This window comes from Streptomyces sp. NPDC041713 (assembly GCF_055591085.1).
Map to the genome: position 1 here is coordinate 174,661 of NZ_JBVIZY010000011.1, position 15,363 is coordinate 190,023.

The 15,363-nt window shown below is 72.7% G+C and carries 13 protein-coding genes; 9 read left to right on the forward strand and 4 right to left on the reverse strand.

What is annotated here, in order from left to right:
• Positions 1-74: 74 nt before the first annotated feature.
• The 5 genes from ACZ6CV_RS29325 to ACZ6CV_RS29345 all read left to right on the forward strand — a co-directional run bounded on the left by ACZ6CV_RS29325 (position 75) and on the right by ACZ6CV_RS29345 (position 5,131).
• The gene (locus tag ACZ6CV_RS29325) at positions 75-995 is read left to right on the forward strand and encodes an MBL fold metallo-hydrolase (protein ID WP_469253964.1); all 921 of its coding nucleotides are present in this window, start codon (positions 75-77) and stop codon (positions 993-995) included.
• The gene (locus ACZ6CV_RS29330) at positions 992-2,527 is read left to right on the forward strand and encodes a carboxylesterase/lipase family protein (RefSeq protein ID WP_469253807.1); all 1,536 of its coding nucleotides are present in this window, start codon (positions 992-994) and stop codon (positions 2,525-2,527) included. Before ACZ6CV_RS29325 ends, ACZ6CV_RS29330 begins: the two co-directional genes overlap by 4 nt.
• A gap of 140 nt (positions 2,528-2,667) precedes the next feature.
• A complete protein-coding gene (locus tag ACZ6CV_RS29335) occupies positions 2,668-3,477 on the forward strand; it encodes an alpha/beta fold hydrolase (protein WP_469253809.1) in 810 nt (269 codons plus the stop codon).
• The gene (locus ACZ6CV_RS29340; protein ID WP_469253965.1) at positions 3,477-4,775 is read left to right on the forward strand and encodes a PP2C family protein-serine/threonine phosphatase; all 1,299 of its coding nucleotides are present in this window, start codon (positions 3,477-3,479) and stop codon (positions 4,773-4,775) included. Before ACZ6CV_RS29335 ends, ACZ6CV_RS29340 begins: the two co-directional genes overlap by 1 nt.
• Positions 4,772-5,131, forward strand: a complete 360-nt coding sequence (locus tag ACZ6CV_RS29345; protein ID WP_469253811.1) for an STAS domain-containing protein — start codon at positions 4,772-4,774, stop codon at positions 5,129-5,131. The genes ACZ6CV_RS29340 and ACZ6CV_RS29345 overlap by 4 nt, the downstream gene beginning before the upstream one ends.
• A gap of 22 nt (positions 5,132-5,153) precedes the next feature.
• Here the strand turns inward: ACZ6CV_RS29345 and ACZ6CV_RS29350 are convergent, their stop codons facing one another.
• Positions 5,154-8,042, reverse strand: a complete 2,889-nt coding sequence (locus ACZ6CV_RS29350) for an AAA family ATPase (RefSeq protein WP_469253812.1) — start codon at positions 8,040-8,042, stop codon at positions 5,154-5,156.
• Between the two features lie 452 nt (positions 8,043-8,494).
• Here ACZ6CV_RS29350 and ACZ6CV_RS29355 point away from each other — a divergent pair, with 452 nt between their 5' ends.
• Entirely contained in the window at positions 8,495-10,198 is a 1,704-nt protein-coding gene (locus tag ACZ6CV_RS29355) for a putative Ig domain-containing protein (protein WP_469253814.1), read from the forward strand.
• A 54-nt stretch (positions 10,199-10,252) separates the two neighbouring features.
• On the opposite strand, the gene ACZ6CV_RS29360 is transcribed toward ACZ6CV_RS29355, so the two are convergent.
• Together ACZ6CV_RS29360 and ACZ6CV_RS29365 are read right to left on the reverse strand one after the other, a co-directional pair.
• Positions 10,253-10,477, reverse strand: a complete 225-nt coding sequence (locus tag ACZ6CV_RS29360; RefSeq protein WP_469253816.1) for a DUF6207 family protein — start codon at positions 10,475-10,477, stop codon at positions 10,253-10,255.
• A 198-nt stretch (positions 10,478-10,675) separates the two neighbouring features.
• A complete protein-coding gene (locus ACZ6CV_RS29365; protein WP_469253818.1) occupies positions 10,676-11,146 on the reverse strand; it encodes a hypothetical protein in 471 nt (156 codons plus the stop codon).
• Between the two features lie 392 nt (positions 11,147-11,538).
• Between ACZ6CV_RS29365 and ACZ6CV_RS29370 the strand changes: the two genes are divergently transcribed.
• The 3 genes from ACZ6CV_RS29370 to ACZ6CV_RS29380 all read left to right on the forward strand — a co-directional run bounded on the left by ACZ6CV_RS29370 (position 11,539) and on the right by ACZ6CV_RS29380 (position 14,665).
• Positions 11,539-11,811 carry a hypothetical protein gene (locus ACZ6CV_RS29370; RefSeq protein ID WP_469253820.1) on the forward strand — a complete coding sequence of 91 codons (273 nt, stop codon included), beginning with the start codon at positions 11,539-11,541 and terminating at the stop codon, positions 11,809-11,811.
• 272 nt (positions 11,812-12,083) lie between these two features.
• The gene (locus ACZ6CV_RS29375; protein WP_469253822.1) at positions 12,084-14,066 is read left to right on the forward strand and encodes an N-acetylmuramoyl-L-alanine amidase; all 1,983 of its coding nucleotides are present in this window, start codon (positions 12,084-12,086) and stop codon (positions 14,064-14,066) included.
• A gap of 173 nt (positions 14,067-14,239) precedes the next feature.
• Positions 14,240-14,665 (forward strand): NUDIX hydrolase, encoded by a 426-nt coding sequence (locus ACZ6CV_RS29380; protein ID WP_469253824.1) that lies wholly within the window; start codon positions 14,240-14,242, stop codon positions 14,663-14,665.
• Positions 14,666-14,742: 77 nt separating this feature from the next.
• On the opposite strand, the gene ACZ6CV_RS29385 is transcribed toward ACZ6CV_RS29380, so the two are convergent.
• The gene (locus ACZ6CV_RS29385) at positions 14,743-14,922 is read right to left on the reverse strand and encodes a hypothetical protein (RefSeq protein WP_362362227.1); all 180 of its coding nucleotides are present in this window, start codon (positions 14,920-14,922) and stop codon (positions 14,743-14,745) included.
• Positions 14,923-15,363: the final 441 nt, after the last annotated feature.

Here is a 15,363-nt window from a genome sequence, read left to right on the forward strand (position 1 = left end):
CCGACCGTAAGGCGACGGCACGACGACGCCAATCACGACGACACCATGGAGCACCGATGGCAGCAGAACACCCCGTGGACCAGATCGAGCTGGGCACGGTCACCGTCACGCGGATCAAGGAGTACTACGGGCCCGTCGGCATGAGCCCCAACGCGTTCCTGCCGACCGGCCCTCCCGGCGCCTGGGAGAACACCGCCTGGCACACACCCGACTTCCTCGATCCGCGCACGAACGTCGTCAACTCGGCGGTGCAGAGCTGGCTGCTGCGCAGCGAGGGCAGGACCATCCTCGTCGACACCGGCGCCGGCAATCACAAGGAGCGCCCCTACTCGCCGGTGTGGAGCCACCTGAACACCGATTTCCTGGGCGAGTTGGCGCGCGCGGGCGTCGCTCCGGAGGACGTCGACGTGGTGATCAACACGCATCTGCACGTCGACCACGTGGGCTGGAACACCCGTCTGGACGGCAGGGACTGGGTCCCCACCTTCCCCAACGCCACGTACCTGATGCCCGGGGCCGACTTCGAGTTCTGGAACCCGGAGAACGGTCACCGGACACTGCTCGGGCGCGGCAACCAGAACGTCTTCGAGGACAGCGTCGCCCCCGTCCACCGGGCCGGCCTGGTCCGGCTCTGGGAGGGGCGGCACAGGATCGACGCCGACCTGGTCCTGGAGGCGGCGCCCGGCCACACGCCAGGTTCCAGTGTCCTCACCCTCGACAGCGGCACGGACCGCGCGGTGTTCGTCGGGGATCTGCTCCACAGCCCGGCGCAGATCGTCGCTCCGGACCACAACAGCTGCTTCTGCGAGGACCCCGTCGAGGCCCGCGCCACGCGCCGCCGGGTGCTCGGCTGGGCCGCCGACCACAACGCCCTCGTCGTCCCCGCGCATCTGGGCGGCCACGGCGCGGCCGAGGTCGAGCGCTCGGGCAGCACCTTCGCCATCAAGGGATGGGCTCCCTTCACCCCGTACACCCGAGTGGAGGCCGGCGCATGAGCGACGACCGGCGACGCGACGGCGCACAGACACGGATCGTGGGCACCGCCCAGGGAGCGGTGGTCGGCGCACGCGGGGAGGGTTACGAGGTGTTCCGCGGCATCCCGTACGCCGCTCCCCCGGTCGGCGCCGCCCGCTTCGCCGCGCCCCGGCCGCACGCGCCCTGGACCGGCGTGCGGGACGCGACGGTGCCGGGCCCCACCGCACCCCAGGCCGGGCGCGACCTCGGGGCCATCGACATGTCGCCCTACTTCGGGCCCGGTTGGGTCCGCGGGGAGGGCTGCCGGGGGCAGGACCCGGAGGACTACCTCACCCTCGACGTGTGGGCGCCCGAGCCCGCCGGTGGCACAGGTCTGCCGGTCATGGTCTTCGTCCACGGCGGCGGCTTCGTGGCGGGGTCGACCCGGGCGAGCCTGTACGACGGCGCGGGGTTCGCCCGCGACGGAGTCGTACTGGTCACGGTGAACTACCGCCTGGGCATCGCCGGGTTCCTCGATCTCCCCGGCGCGCCCCGCAACCGCGGGCTCCTCGACGTGCTCGCCGCCCTGCGCTGGGTGCGGGAGAACATCGCGGCCTTCGGAGGCGATCCGGAGCGGGTCACGCTGTTCGGGCAGTCCGCCGGGGCCACGCTGACGGCGGCAGCGGTCGCCGCGCCGGAGAGCCGTGGTCTGGTGCGGCGCGTCATCGTCCAGAGCGGCAGTGGCCTGGGTGCCTTCACGCCGGAGCAGGCCGGGCGGGTGCGGGAGGCGGCTGCGGCCGCGCTGGGTGTCGCACCGCACGCCGACGCGTTCGCTTCCGTCCCCGACGCGCGGCTGGTCGAGGCCGCGGCCGGGCTCGGCGGGATCGACCTGCGGACCGCCGACGCCTTCGACCCCCTCGTTCGGCTCAGTCCCTTCAGCGTCGTCGCCGACCGGCAGCCCGCCGACGCCGTCGCCGCCGGGAGCGGGGCCGACGTGGACCTCCTCATCGGCACCAACGCGGAAGAGGGCAACCTCTACCTGGTGCCCTCAGGCGCCCACGCCACGTCCACGAACGCGGACGTCCGGGCCGTCGCCGAGGCCTCACACCCGGCGCCCGATCTCCTCGTGGAGGCATACCGCGCGGCGTACCCGGGGGCCGCGCCGGGGCGGCTGCGGTCGGCCGTCCTGGGGGACGCGCTGTTCGGCGCGGGCAGCTGGGCCCTGGCCGACGCGCACGCCGACGGGTCCGCCGGTGGCACGTACAGCTATCTGTTCGCGTGGCGCTCGCGCGCCGTGGGCGGGGAGCTCGGCGCCGCCCACACGACGGAGCTCCCCTTCGTCTTCGGGGCCGATCCCACTCCCCTGCGCGGGCCCGGCGCGCTGCTCGGCCCCGGGGACCCGCCGGCCGGTCTGGCCGCACGCATGCGGGCCGCCTGGATCCGCTTCGCCCGCACCGGCGACCCCGGCTGGGCCGCGTACGACACCCGGAGCCGTTCGACGATGGTCATCGACCGCGAGTGCGAGGTGTGCGAGGACCCCCGCGGACCCCTGCGGCGGGCCTGGGCGCCGTGATCGCCGGGGTCCATCCCGTAGGGACTCCCCCCTGAAAGAAGGTGCCTCCCCCATCTGCTGAAATTCAGGGGAGGGAGGCCGATCGCAGGGAGCCCGGCCGGAGGACGCCCCCAGCTTGTCCGTCTGAAAGGATGTGCCCCATGGATGTACGGAGCAGGAACCACGTGACGGTGACCGGCCGGCCCGACGGGCCGGTGCTGATGCTGGCGCACGGGTTCGGGTGCGACCAGAACATGTGGCGGCTGGTCCTTCCGGTGCTGGAGCGCGATTTCACCGTCGTCCTCTTCGATCACGTGGGCGCGGGGCGCTCGGACCTTTCGGCGTGGAGCAAGGAGCGGTACTCGACCCTCGACGGCTATGTGGACGACGTCCTGGACATCTGCCGCGAGCTGGCGCTGGGGCCTGTCACCTTCGTCGGGCACTCGGTGAGCGCGACGGTGGGCGTGCTCGCCGCGGCGCGGGAGCCGGAGGCGTTCGCCGGTCTCGTACTGCTCGCCCCGTCGCCCTGCTTCATCGACGACCCGAGCACCGGCTACCGCGGCGGGTTCAGCGCCGAGGACATCGAAGAGCTCCTCGAGTCGCTGGAGGCGAACTACCTGGGCTGGTCGGGTGCCATGGCACCGGTCATCATGGGCAACCCGGACCGGCCCGAGCTGGGCGAGGAGCTGACGAACAGCTTCTGCCGCACCGACCCGGATATCGCGCGCGTCTTCGCCCGGGTGACGTTCCTCTCCGACAACCGCGAGGACCTCGCGCGCGTGAGCGTGCCCACCCTGGTCGCCCAGTGCTCCCACGACGCGATCGCCCCGCCCGAGGTGGGCGCGTTCGTGCACCAGCAGATCGCGGGCAGCCAGTTCGTGACGCTGAAGGCGACGGGGCACTGCCCGCAGCTGGCCGCCCCCGAGGAGACCGCGTCAGCCATCGCCGCGTTCGCGGGTGCCCTCAGATGATGTGCAAGACCGACAACGGCGAGCACGGCAACGGCCGGGGCTGCGGCGACGGGGACCACGAACCCGGCCTCGGCTCCGGCTCGGCCGAGGAGCGCGCGCAGTTCTCCGCACTGCTGGAAGACAGTGCGGAGGACCTGTACGAACACGCTCCGTGCGGGTATCTCTCCACGCTCCTCGACGGCCGGATCGCCAAGGTCAACGCCACCCTGCTGGACTGGCTCGGCTACGAGCGCGGCGACCTGGTGGGCAGCAGGCACTTCTCGGACCTGCTGACCGTCGGCGGCCGGCTCTACCACGAGACGCACTTCGCCCCGCTGCTGCGCATGCAGGGGGAGATCAGCGGCATCGCCCTGGAGCTCAAGGCCGCCGACGGTACCCGCCTCCCGGTCCTCGTCACGTCGGTGGTGAAGACCGGCAGCGACGGGCAGCCGCTGCTGATCCGCACCACCCTCTTCGACGCCCGCGACCGTCGCGCGTACGAGAAGGAGCTGCTGCGCGCCCGCCAGGAGGCCGAGCGGGAGCGGGAGCGGCTGCAACGCCTCAACGCCACCCTGCAGCAGACGCTGCTGCCGCCGACGCTGGCGAGCGTGCCCGGTCTGAACGTGGCCGCGCACTACCACATCGCGTCCACGGACGAGGTCGGCGGCGACTTCTACGACCTCTTCCCGCTGGGCTCGGGTGCCTGGGGGCTGTTCCTCGGCGACGTCTGCGGCAAGGGCGCCGCCGCCGCGGCCGTCACCTCCCTCGCCCGCTACACCCTGCGTGCCGCCGCCGTCTACGACCCGGATCCCGTGGCGGTCCTGAAGAACCTCAACACCGTGCTCAACCACGAGTACAACGGCACCGACCCCCGGTTCTGCACCGTCATCTTCGGCCTGATGACGCCCGAGGGCGACGACGGCGGTTTCCGGGTGACGCTGGCCGGTGGCGGCCACCCCTCGTCGGTGCTGATGCGGGCCGACGGCACCGCCGACTACGTACCGACGCCCGGCGGCCAGCTGATCGGCGTACTGCCCAACGCGCACATCGCCACCACGACGATCCGCCTGGAACCCGGCGACACCCTGCTGCTGCACACGGACGGGCTCACCGAGGCCCACACCGCGAGCACCGGCGCCAACGACCGCTACGGCGACGAGGCCCTCCTCGACTTCGCACGCGATCTGGCGCCCACCACGGCCGCCGACACCGTGGCCGCGATCCGCGGGCTGCTCGACACGTTCGGCACCGGCGTGGACGACGACACCGCCGTGCTGGCCATCAACGTTCCCCGACCCACCAGTGAAGAGCAGCAGTGACCCAACTCCTGACGATCCGTACGCTCGTCGGTCCGGCCGGAGCGGTCATAGAGCTGACCGGGGAACTGGACCACCGCACCGCCCCCGATGTCCATGTCGCGCTCCGCGGACTCGAACTGCGGCCCGGCCGGCAACTCGTCCTCGACCTCGGCCGGCTCACCTTCTGCGACTCCACGGGGATCACGGTCTTCCTCGCCGCCCGCAACCACGCGCTCGCCGCGAGTGCGGCCATCGTCCTGGTGGCGGTCCCCGCGCGGGTCACCCGCGTGTTCCGCATCGCGGGGCTGGACGAGGTCTTTCCCACCCACCCGACCGTCGAGGCGGCGGAGGCCGCGTGGCGGCCGGCTCCGAGCTGACGCGCGGGTGTCGCGGGACCGGTCAGGCGGTGAGCGCGGCGGCGAGCTGGGTGCGGGAGCGGATGCCGAGCTTGCGGTAGACGCGGCTCAGGACCGTCTCCACCGTCTTGACCGAGATGAACATCTGCTGCGCCGCCTCCTGGTTGGTCGCACCCGTACGCACGAGTTCGGCAAGCCGCAGTTCGTGCTCGGTCAGAAGCTGTCCCGGCGCGCGGCCTGCCAGATGGGACAAGTGGTCGTCGGCGAGCGCGCTCCAGGGGTGTGCCTCGGCGTCCGCGAAGAGCGACCGGGCCGTCTCCCACGCGGCGCGGGCCGCGGCGGCCCGGCGACGGCGCCGCTCGACCCGGCCGCGCAGCAGATGGGTGCGGCCCTCCTCGACCGGCAGGCCGAGCCGGGCGAAGACCTCCGCCGCATCCGTCAGGAGCTCGGCGGCCTCGTCGCCGTCGCCGCCGAGGTGGTGGCAGAGTCCGCGGGCCCGGGTGAGCGCGGCGCGCAACGCGGCGTGCGCGGGATGCGGTCCGACGCGCTCCTGCATGGTCTCCAGCAGACCCTGTGCCTCACGCGTGCGCCCGCTGAGGGCGAACGCCTCGACCGCGTCGCCCTGCCAGCGCAGTACGGCGGGGTCGGCGGCCCCGGCCCGGGACTCCAGCTCGGCGACCTCCCCGAGCGCCGCGCCGGCGCTCTCGACGCGGCCGGTGTGCAGAAGCGTCGCCCCGAGCACCCACAGGCCGCGCGCCGTGTGCAGCGCGTCCTCCTCTTCCCGGGACGCGCGTACGGCGTGGACGGCGAAGTGCAGCGCGCGATCGTGCCGTCCGCCGCAGGACTGGGCCAGCGCGGCGGTGTACCAGGCGGGGCCGGGTGACAGGCCGGCGGCCGCGGTGAGGTCGACGGCGCGGTCCGCCCAGCGCAGGGCGTCACCGCAGGCACCGCGGCCCGCGTCCACCTCGGCGAGGCTCCGCCAGATGTCGACCAGATCCTCCGGCTCCCCCGACTCCTCGGCGACGGGCAGGAGTTGGAGCAGCAGGGTGCGGGCCTCGGCAGGGCGGGCGTCGAACACGGCGTGCCGGGCGGCGAGATACTGCGGGCTGTTCCGCACCCCGAGCCGCGCAGGCGGTACGGCCAGGGACAGCGCCCGATCCAGTACGGTCGCGGCGGCGTCGACGCGGCCGAGTACGCGCCGCATCCGGGCGGTCATCGTCAACGCGGCTGCTTCCAAAGGTGAGTTGCGCGCGCGTACGGCGAGGGCGGTGGCGGCCTCGGCGTGGTGCAGGGCGCCGGCGTGGTCCTCGCCGGAGATGTTCGCCTGCACGGCGGCACGGAGCTCGACGGCGGCGAGCAGTTCCGGGTCGTCCGCGGCGATCCTGCGGGCGGTGGCGAGCAGGGGGCGGGCGCCGGCGGTGTCCTGACCTGTCGCGTCGACGACGGCCAGCAGGGCGTGCACCTGTTGGGCCCGGGTGCCGTGCTCCGCCATGATCCGGTCCGCCGCACGCCGGGTGAGGGCGGCGGACCCGGCGGCTGCCGCCTGTTCCGCGGCCGCGGCGAACCGTTCCAGGCGCAGCCGGGGCCGGTCGGCCGGGGTGAGGCGGGCGGCGAGGAGCAACAGCTGTGCGGCGCGCGGACGTTCACCCGCGGCGTGCGCCAGGGACGCGGCGTACGCGGTCTCCTCGGCGACGACCGGGTCCGGTGTCTCCTGGGCCAGGGCGGCGTGCAGGGCCCGTGCGACGGGGCCGTGCGAGCAGGCCGCGAGTGCGCGGTGGATGGCGATACGACGGTCGTGGGACACGGTGGCGGCCGCGGCGTCGGCGAGGGCGGCCGCGGCGAACCGGTACGGGGCTCCGTGGCCAGGGCCTTGCCCCTGGCCCTGGCCCTGGCCACGGCCCCGGCCCTGGCTCTGGTCTTGGTCGGCGAGGAGCAGCCCGGCCTCGTACGCGTGGGAGAGGTGGTCTTCGGCCCGACGCCGACCGCTGTGACGCAACAGGTCCACATCACAGGTGTCGGCCAGAGCGGCGACCTGAAGGGTCTCGAGTACGTCCGATGGAACGGAGGCGAGCCACGCGGTGGCGAGCTCGCGCACCTGGCGGGGCGGGGCGGGCGAGAGGGCGACCGTCACGCCGAACGGTACGTCGAGGACAGCCGTCGCGTCGGGCGTCAGCGCCCGCCCTGGACTGTGCCGGACCCACGCGTCGAGCAGGGCCCGGTGACCCCCGCAGTGCCGGTGGACGGCCGCCGCCCACCGTACGGGCAGCCCGATGCGCGCGCAGGTCGCGGCCGTCTCGGTCAGATCCGCGGGCGGTACGGGGAACACCGCCGGATGCCCGCCGAGCAGCGCGGTCGCAACGTGCGGGCGCCCACCGGTGCGTTCGGCGACCAGGGCCCCCAGCTGCGCCGGGGGAACCGTGCGGAGCGCGTAGCCGATGAGATCCGCGCTGTCGGGGTCCAGCCACTGCGCGCCGTCGATCACGAGGAGCGTCGGCGGCCCTTCGCAGAACATCCGCGTCAGACCCAGCCGTAGCGCCAGTCGGTGTACGGGAGAGGGGGCCGCGATGTGTCGCAGGAGCTGAGAGACACCGGCGCAGGTACTGGCGCGGTCCTGCGGGCACGGTGGCGTCCCGCTCTCGCAGCCGTTCGCCTCCGCCGCGCCGAGCAGTTGGACCAGTGCGCCGTAGCGGACGTCGGCGTCGCCTTCTTGGGCGGTCACCCACAGGGAGTGTCGCGCCGTGGCCCCTTCCTGGGCCGGTGACCGCTCGGCCAGCGCCTCCAGCAGCGTGCTCTTGCCCGCGCCCCAGGAGCCGGTGACCGCCAGCCGACCGTGGCGTCGCAGCAGGGATGCGGCGCCCCGGACCACGTCGGCCCAGCCGCCCTCCGCCGCGCACGCCTCGAACTCTCCGTCCGCGCTTGTCCGTCCTCGCACACCGGGCACCGTAGGCGGCCGCCTCCTCGGCCACAACGCCCGTGCGTGACTCGCGTCAGGAGCGAGGGATCTCCCTGACATCCCCCTGCCCCTCGTAAGGGCCCGGCGCACACGTCGCACGCCCCCGCGTCGCAGGCCCCCGACACCGCTGACCCCCAGCCCTCGACCCCCGGCATCCCCCGCACAGAACAGGGGCCTTCCCGGATACCGCCCGGCCCCCGGCCCCAGGACGCTGTGGCCCATTCAGCGACGGCACACCATCGCCCGCACCTCCCTCGCCGGCGCACGACCACCCAACCACCCACGAGCGCCCAGTCACCCGCGTACGAACCCCAATCGCCGCTGATGCCCCGCCACCGACACACCCCCCTCCCGAAAGGACCTCCCCCATGCGCACCCCACCCCGCACCCCATCCCGCCGCCCTCGCCCTCGGCCCCTACTGGCCGGCCTCGTGGCCGTCGCGGCTCTCGCCGGGCTCGGCGCGCTGCCCGGACCCGTCGCCCACGCCGACAGCACCCCGCCCTCGCCCCTGCCCGCAGGGCTCCGCGCCGCTTTGGCGCGCGATCTGGGACTGGACCCCGCAGGCGTACGGGAACGGCTGGCCGACGAGACCCGCGCCCAGCGTGCGGCGACCGCCGTCCGTGCCACGGTCGGCGACCGCGCCACCGCGCTCTGGTTCGACTCGGCCGACGGCCGCCTGCACGTCTCCGTCACCACGGACCGAGCCGCCGCAGCCGTACGCGCCGCCGGAGCCGTGCCGCACGAAATACGTACCTCCCGCGCCGAGTTGGCGGCAGCGGCGCGGACGATCGGCACCTGGAGCCGAGGGGTTCCCGGGGTCCGCTCATGGGGCCCGGACGCACGCTCGGGGCGGGTCGAGGTGGTCGTCGACCCCGACGCGTCGACCAAGGCCACGAAAGACCTGCGGACCAGAATCGCCTCCCTCGGCGCTCTCGTACGCGTGGTCGAGTCCCGCGACGTACCCCGCCAGCAGGGCGGCGACGTGGTGGGCGGCGAGAAGTGGATACCCGGCAGTGAGTCCCCCTGTTCCATCGGCTTTCCGGTGACGCGCACGAGCGGCGGCGGCAAGGCGTTCCTCACGGCCGGGCACTGCACCAACGACGCCGACCAGCCCGCGTACGGCAAGGACGGCACACGCGTGGGCACCTCGAACAGGAACGGTTCGGGGTCGGTCAACGCCCGCGAGGGCGACATGGGCATCGTGGACGTCGACCAGCCGGGCTGGTCCCTGGCGCCCAGGGTCGCGGGCTGGGGCAAGGGTGACGTCCCCGTGACGGGCTCGGCCGACGCGGTGGTCGGGACGGCCGTGTGCCACTCCGGGCAGACGACCGGCTACCAGTGCGGCGAGGTGACCAAGGTCGACCAGAGCGTCGACTACGGGAACGTGGTGATCGACGGGCTCTCCTACACCAGCGCCTGTTCGGCGGGCGGTGACTCGGGGGGCAGTTACGTCACTGCCGCCGGAGGCAGAGCCGTGGGTCTGCACTCCGGTGGCGGCAGCGCGACCTGCAGCAGCGGAGGGGGCGAGAAGTTCACCATCTTCCAGCCGGTGAACGAGGCGCTCGCCAAGTTCGGTGCCCGGCTTGCCACGTCGGACCCGCAGCCCGGCGAGGTGACGGTGGCGGCCGTGTCCGCGCAGAGCGGCTCCACCGGCAGTCCGGTGGAGCTGCGGAACAGCGCGGAGGGCGGTACGGCTCCCTACACGTGGACCGCGATCGGATTGCCGCCGGGGTTGTCCGTCGCGGCGTCGACCGGCACGGTGACCGGCACACCGACGACCGCAGGGACGTACCAGGTGACGTTGACCGCGACGGACTCGGTCGGCAAGAAGGGGTCCACGTCCTTCGCATGGAAGGTGACCGCGCCGGGTACGGGGGCGCCGCAGCTCACCTCGCCGGGCAGTCAGAACGCTTACGTGGGGCGCCCGTTGAGCCTGCCGCTGAAGGTGACCGGCGGCACGACCCCGTACACCTTCACCGCCACGAACCTCCCGGCGGGCCTGGCCGTTCACCCCACGACGGGCGTGATCTCGGGCACCCCGACGACCTGGGGTTTCCGCACCTCGACCTTGACGGTCACGGATGCGGCGGGCCGGAAGTCGTCCGTCACCGTGACGTTCACGGTCTGGTCCTGACCCGGGTCTCACCCCCGTGAGCCGTTCCCCTTCTTCCGTTCCTCCTGCCTTCCGCTACTCCCCCGTCACCTGGGGCGTGTCGTCGGGCGGAGTCGCATAGACGTACTGGTGCACCACCACCCCACCCTCGTCCGGCAGCGGCTCAGGATCGGTGGGGCTGGTGGCGTTCAGGTGGTCGGCGATGGCGTGGGCCACGGCGTTCACGGTCGTCGCGTCGGCGGAGTGGACGGTGATCCGGGCGAGGCCGGGATCGGTGAGATGTGCTCCTTGAGAAGTCATGCCACAACAGACAACCCGCCCTATGGTGGCGGTTCGGGCAAAGCATCCGCTTCACCCGGATAAGGGACCTTCGAGGCGGCAAGCTGCCCCGCCCGCTCGAAGCGACTCCTCCTTGGAGCGCGACGACGCCGCCCCATCCACCGCCCCTCTTAGGGGCCGAGTGGGTGGGGCGGCGTGAGGTCCGGAACCGGGACGGGCTCAGCTGGATACGGGCAATGCCTGCGGTTCGACCTCGCAGTGGTCCACCGACTCCACCAGGCCCTCGTCACCGACCTTCACTCGGGCTGTCACCCTGCTGTTGCCGGGAACCTTCACCTTCTCGGTCTGCGCGCGGACAGTGATGCGAGCCGCGTCGACGAAGGTGACGGAGACGTAGAACCGGCTCGTCCTGTCATTGCTGTTTGTGACCCTGACGGTCGCGTACGGAGCCGCCGGACTCGCGCACTGCAGGAGCTTGACCTCGGCGTCGCGCAGTGCGTGGCCTCCGGGCGAGCTGGAGGCGGTGGAGTCGTGGTTCGGCCGGCGGTTGTACGCTCCACCGCCCGAGCGGCCGCCGCTGCTGCCGCTCCCACCACTGGTGCTGCTGCCACTGCTGCTGCCACTGCTGCTGCCACTGCTGCTGCCGTACGAATCGTCGTCGTCATCGTCGTAATCCGAACCTGATGACACTGATCCCGAGGAACCGGAGCTGCTCGACGAGGAACTGTCGTGGTCCTGGCTCGAACTGCTGCACCCGCCTCCGCCACCGCCTCCGTGACGGCTGCTTCCCCCGTGGCCTCGCCCTGTGGTGAATCCCGTCAGCGCGAGCGCCGACAACGTGAGTACGGCTGCAACTCTGAGTGTGCGCCCCCGATTTGTCATTCGGCCATCCTACTAACGCCTACTGACAGAATTCGGCCGGGGGGCCTCCATACTCATTAGCCTGTTTATCGTGCAACGACATTCTGAACTTTATGCAAGCGAATGCGAAGTGCACCTCTAACCACACCCCAAAGGTGGAATCGGCGGGTAAGCGGCACGCGACAGCCCCGTTGTCAGTGGTGGCTGAGACGCTGGACCGTATGGACAGCGACGATGAGCAGCTGCTGCGCGGCCGTGTGTACGGCCAGGATCACGAGCAGCCGGGCCCGCGGCCGGGACAGCGCTACGCCGAACTCGTCGGCGGGCCGCTGGACGGGCTGCTGCTCGACATCACCGGGTGGACGCCGGAGGAGATAGAAACGGGCGTGGCCCTCCCGACGGAGCTGGGGCGCTTCGGAGCCGGTGGCCGGGCCACGTACGGTCCGCGCCCGCGCGATCCGGGCCGTTTCGACTGGTCCGGCGACTCCCCGTAGGGCTGGACCCACCACTCCCCCACCATTCCACCGAACAGGTGGATCTCGCGGATCCCCCGACCCCTCATTGGTCCATGCCACTGACGCGACGCAGGCGGTGGGGCCGCCTCTGGCGAAAACCCGGCCCCAACCCGCCGAACCCCGCGCTGACATGGGAAATCCCTTGCCCTGGGCATGATTGACGGATCGTCGGAGAGCCGGTACCACTGACCCACGCCCGGCCCCGCACGCCCCGTCACGCTTCACCGGCCCAGGAGTCCCAGGAGGCTGCATTGCGAGCATCCGGCACCGCCCCCACCCCGTCCGCGCGCAGACGCACCGTCAGGACGGCAGGCGCCCTCGCGGCCGCCGGCCTGCTGGTGCCGCTGCTCGGCGCGGCTCCGTCCTCGGGCGCGTCCCGACCGACCTCGGCGGACGGGCTGCAGGAGGCCTTCGCGGCCGCCGCCACCGAGTACCACGTGCCGCAGAGCGTGCTGCTCGGCGTCTCGTACCTGCAGTCGCGCTGGGACGGGCACGGTGGCGCGGCCAGCGTCACCGGCGGCTACGGCCCCATGCACCTCACCGACGCCCGCACCGCCCTGGCCTCGGCCCCGCACCACAGCGAGGGCACGGAGGACCCGCGCGGCGACACCTCGCGCCCCGCCGCGCCGCCCACCACCAAGGTGCCCGCGGAGTCCGAACTGCCCGCGCGGCTCAAGACGTTGCTCCGCGCGGCGAAGCTCACCGGCACGTCCGCGCAGCGGCTCCGCACCGATCCCGCCGCGAACGTCGAGGGCGGCGCGGCCCTGCTCGCGGCGGCCCAGCGGGGGCTCGGCAAACCGCTGAGCGGCGACCCCGCCGACTGGTACGGCGCGATCGCCCGCTTCTCCGGGGCGGACGACGAGGCCACGGCGGCCACGTACGCCAACGACGTGTTCGCGGTGATGCGGGACGGCGAGCGGCGCACCACGGACTCCGGTCAGCGGGTGGCGCTCGCACCGGTGCCGGGGCTCAGGCCCGATGCGGCGCAGGTGAAACGGATGGGTCTGCGCAAGGCGCCGGCCGGGCAGACCGAGTGCCCCAAGACCGTGTCGTGCGAGTGGATCCCGGCGCCGTACGAGGAGTTCAAGGACCCGCAGGGCAACCCGGACTACGGCAACCACGACCTGGCGGACCGGCCGAAGAGTCAGAGCATCGACTCCATCGTCATCCACGACACCGAAGGCAGGTGGGAGGGTGTCCTGAATTTGGTGCAGGACCCGACCTACGTGTCGTGGCACTACACCCTGCGCTCCACCGACGGCCACATCGCCCAGCACGTGAAGGCGAAGGACGTCGCCTGGCACGCGGGCAACTGGTACGTGAACTCCAAGTCGATCGGCCTGGAGCACGAGGGTTTCCTCACCGCGCCCGACACCTGGTACACGGAGGCGATGTACCGCACGTCCTCGCGCCTGGTGAAGTACCTCGCCAAGAAGTACGGCATCCCGCTGGACCGCCAGCACATCCTCGGCCACGACAACGTCCAGGGCACCGTGACGTCGTCGATCCCGGGGATGCACACCGACCCGGGGCCGTACTGGGACTGGCAGCACTACTTCACGCTGCTCGGCAAGCCGTTCAAGGCCGCGAAGGGCAAGGGCGGCGGCCTCGTCACCATCGCCCCCGACTACGCCAAGAACCGTCCGGAGTACACGGGTTGCGTCAAGCCCGGCGAGACGTGCGCGCCGCACGGTTCGGCCGCGGTGCGCGTGCACACCGAACCGCGCGACGACGCGCCGCTGATCAAGGACATCGGCAGGCGCCCCGGCGGCCAGGACTCCACGATCGACGTGAACGACACGGGCGCGCGGCTCTCCACCGGCCAGCAGTACGCGGTGGCGGACCGCCAGGGCGACTGGACGGCCGTCTGGTACCTCGGCCAGAAGGCCTGGTTCAAGAACCCGAAGAAGCAGCCCACCGCGGTCGACGCGCGCGGCTTCGTGGTGACGCCGAAGGACGGTGCGGCCGAGGTCCCCGTGTACGGACGCGCGTACCCGGAGAAGGAGGCGTACCCGGCGGGCGTGCCCGTGCAGGCGGTCTCCCCGCTGCCGTACAAGATCCTCGCGGGCCAGAAGTACGTGATCGGCGACAAGGTGCCGGGCGAGTACTTCTACGCCCCGACGTTCGACACCGCGCCGCACAAGGTGGTGCGCGGCAAGGACATGTACTACGTGATCCAGTACGGGCACCGGGTCGGGTATGTGCGCGCCGCCGACGTGAAGGTGATGCGGTAGGCCTCGTAGCGCCGCCGGTCGGCGGCCCCGTCAGGTGAGCGTCGGGTCCGGGTCTGCGTGGAGGCCGGCCCGGACCCGACGTGCGACGGGGCCCCTCGTACGATCTGGTGTGGTCCCGAGCCGCCGGGCGGGGCGGGGCGGAGGACTTCGGAGGTGCGCAGGTGGGGAATCAGGTGCGTTCACGCGTCTCGGCGTACGCCGTTGCCGCCGAGCAGGACGAACTGCTGCTGACGCAACTCTCCGACGCGTCATCGGTGTTCGAGCCCGGACTGTGGCATCTGCCCGGCGGCGGCATCGACCCGGGCGAACAGCCCGAGGAGGCGCTCGCTCGTGAGCTGTACGAGGAGACCGGTCTGGAACTCCGCGACGCGCGGCTGGTGGATGCCCGGACGTACTCGGCGTGCCGGTTCGGCGTGAGCCAGCACCTGGTGGGGCTCTTCTACGTCGTCGAGCTCGCTCCGGGGACCGTCCGGGTGGCCAAGACCGACGACTCCACGTCCGCCGTGGCCTGGACGCCGCTGGCGGGCCTGGACGAGTCGACGCTCTCGCCGGCCGCGGTCGACGGCCTGGGGATGATCGGGCTCAGGACCGGCCCCTGACGGGAAGAGCGCGTGCCGCGTGCCACCGGGGCACGCGTCCTTCGCGAAGAGGTCGACCGGGGCGGTACCGGGGTGGTTCAGAGAAGCCCGCCCAGGAGTCCGCCGAGGAGACCTTCGAGGAGGCCGCCCAGCAGGCCTCCACCGCCCTTGCCGCCCTGGGTGGTCGCGGCGGGGTCGTCGGCCACCGCGGTGCCGGCGCCGATGATCACGACGGTCACGGCGGTCATGCCCGCTGCGAGAAGTCGACGAGTACGCATGAACCTCAACTCCAATCGGTACGTGGAGTCTCCAGTGCAGCCGCGCCTCCGCCCCGCCGCATCCCGCGCGTGGCATACGAGGGACCCGTCGGCGGCCGAGCGTCACACGCTCAGGCAGGCGCCCACTCCCCTGTTGCCAGGCAGTAGAAGGCGTTGCAGGCGACCGCCGGTTCGCCCGCGCAGGCGGGGGCGTCGGCGGTGCCGGGGTGTAGGCGCCGCGTACGGTCGGCGAGGCGTAGGCGCCGGTGAAGTGGGCGGTCCAATAGGCCTGCCAGAACCTGTCGACCACGCCGACGGCGTCCCGGGCCTCCGCCAGCCGGCCCCCGTCCGGCGTCCGGCCGCCCCCGTCGGGCGGGGTGCGGTCACGGTCCTGTGGCGGCGCGCTGTTGCCGTCCGCCGCGCCGTCGAGACCACCGCACGTCCGCGCCGGGCAGCACAGGC

Bases quoted from the DNA above. Each gene is read 5' to 3' on its own strand.
- ACZ6CV_RS29330 (WP_469253807.1), top strand. From the start codon at position 992: ATGAGCGACGACCGGCGACGCGACGGCGCACAGACACGGATCGTGGGC.
- ACZ6CV_RS29335 (WP_469253809.1), top strand. From the start codon at position 2,668: ATGGATGTACGGAGCAGGAACCACGTGACGGTGACCGGCCGGCCCGAC.
- ACZ6CV_RS29340 (WP_469253965.1), top strand. From the start codon at position 3,477: ATGTGCAAGACCGACAACGGCGAGCACGGCAACGGCCGGGGCTGCGGC.
- ACZ6CV_RS29360 (WP_469253816.1), bottom strand. From the start codon at position 10,477: ATGACTTCTCAAGGAGCACATCTCACCGATCCCGGCCTCGCCCGGATC.
- ACZ6CV_RS29370 (WP_469253820.1), top strand. From the start codon at position 11,539: ATGGACAGCGACGATGAGCAGCTGCTGCGCGGCCGTGTGTACGGCCAG.
- ACZ6CV_RS29385 (WP_362362227.1), bottom strand. From the start codon at position 14,922: ATGCGTACTCGTCGACTTCTCGCAGCGGGCATGACCGCCGTGACCGTC.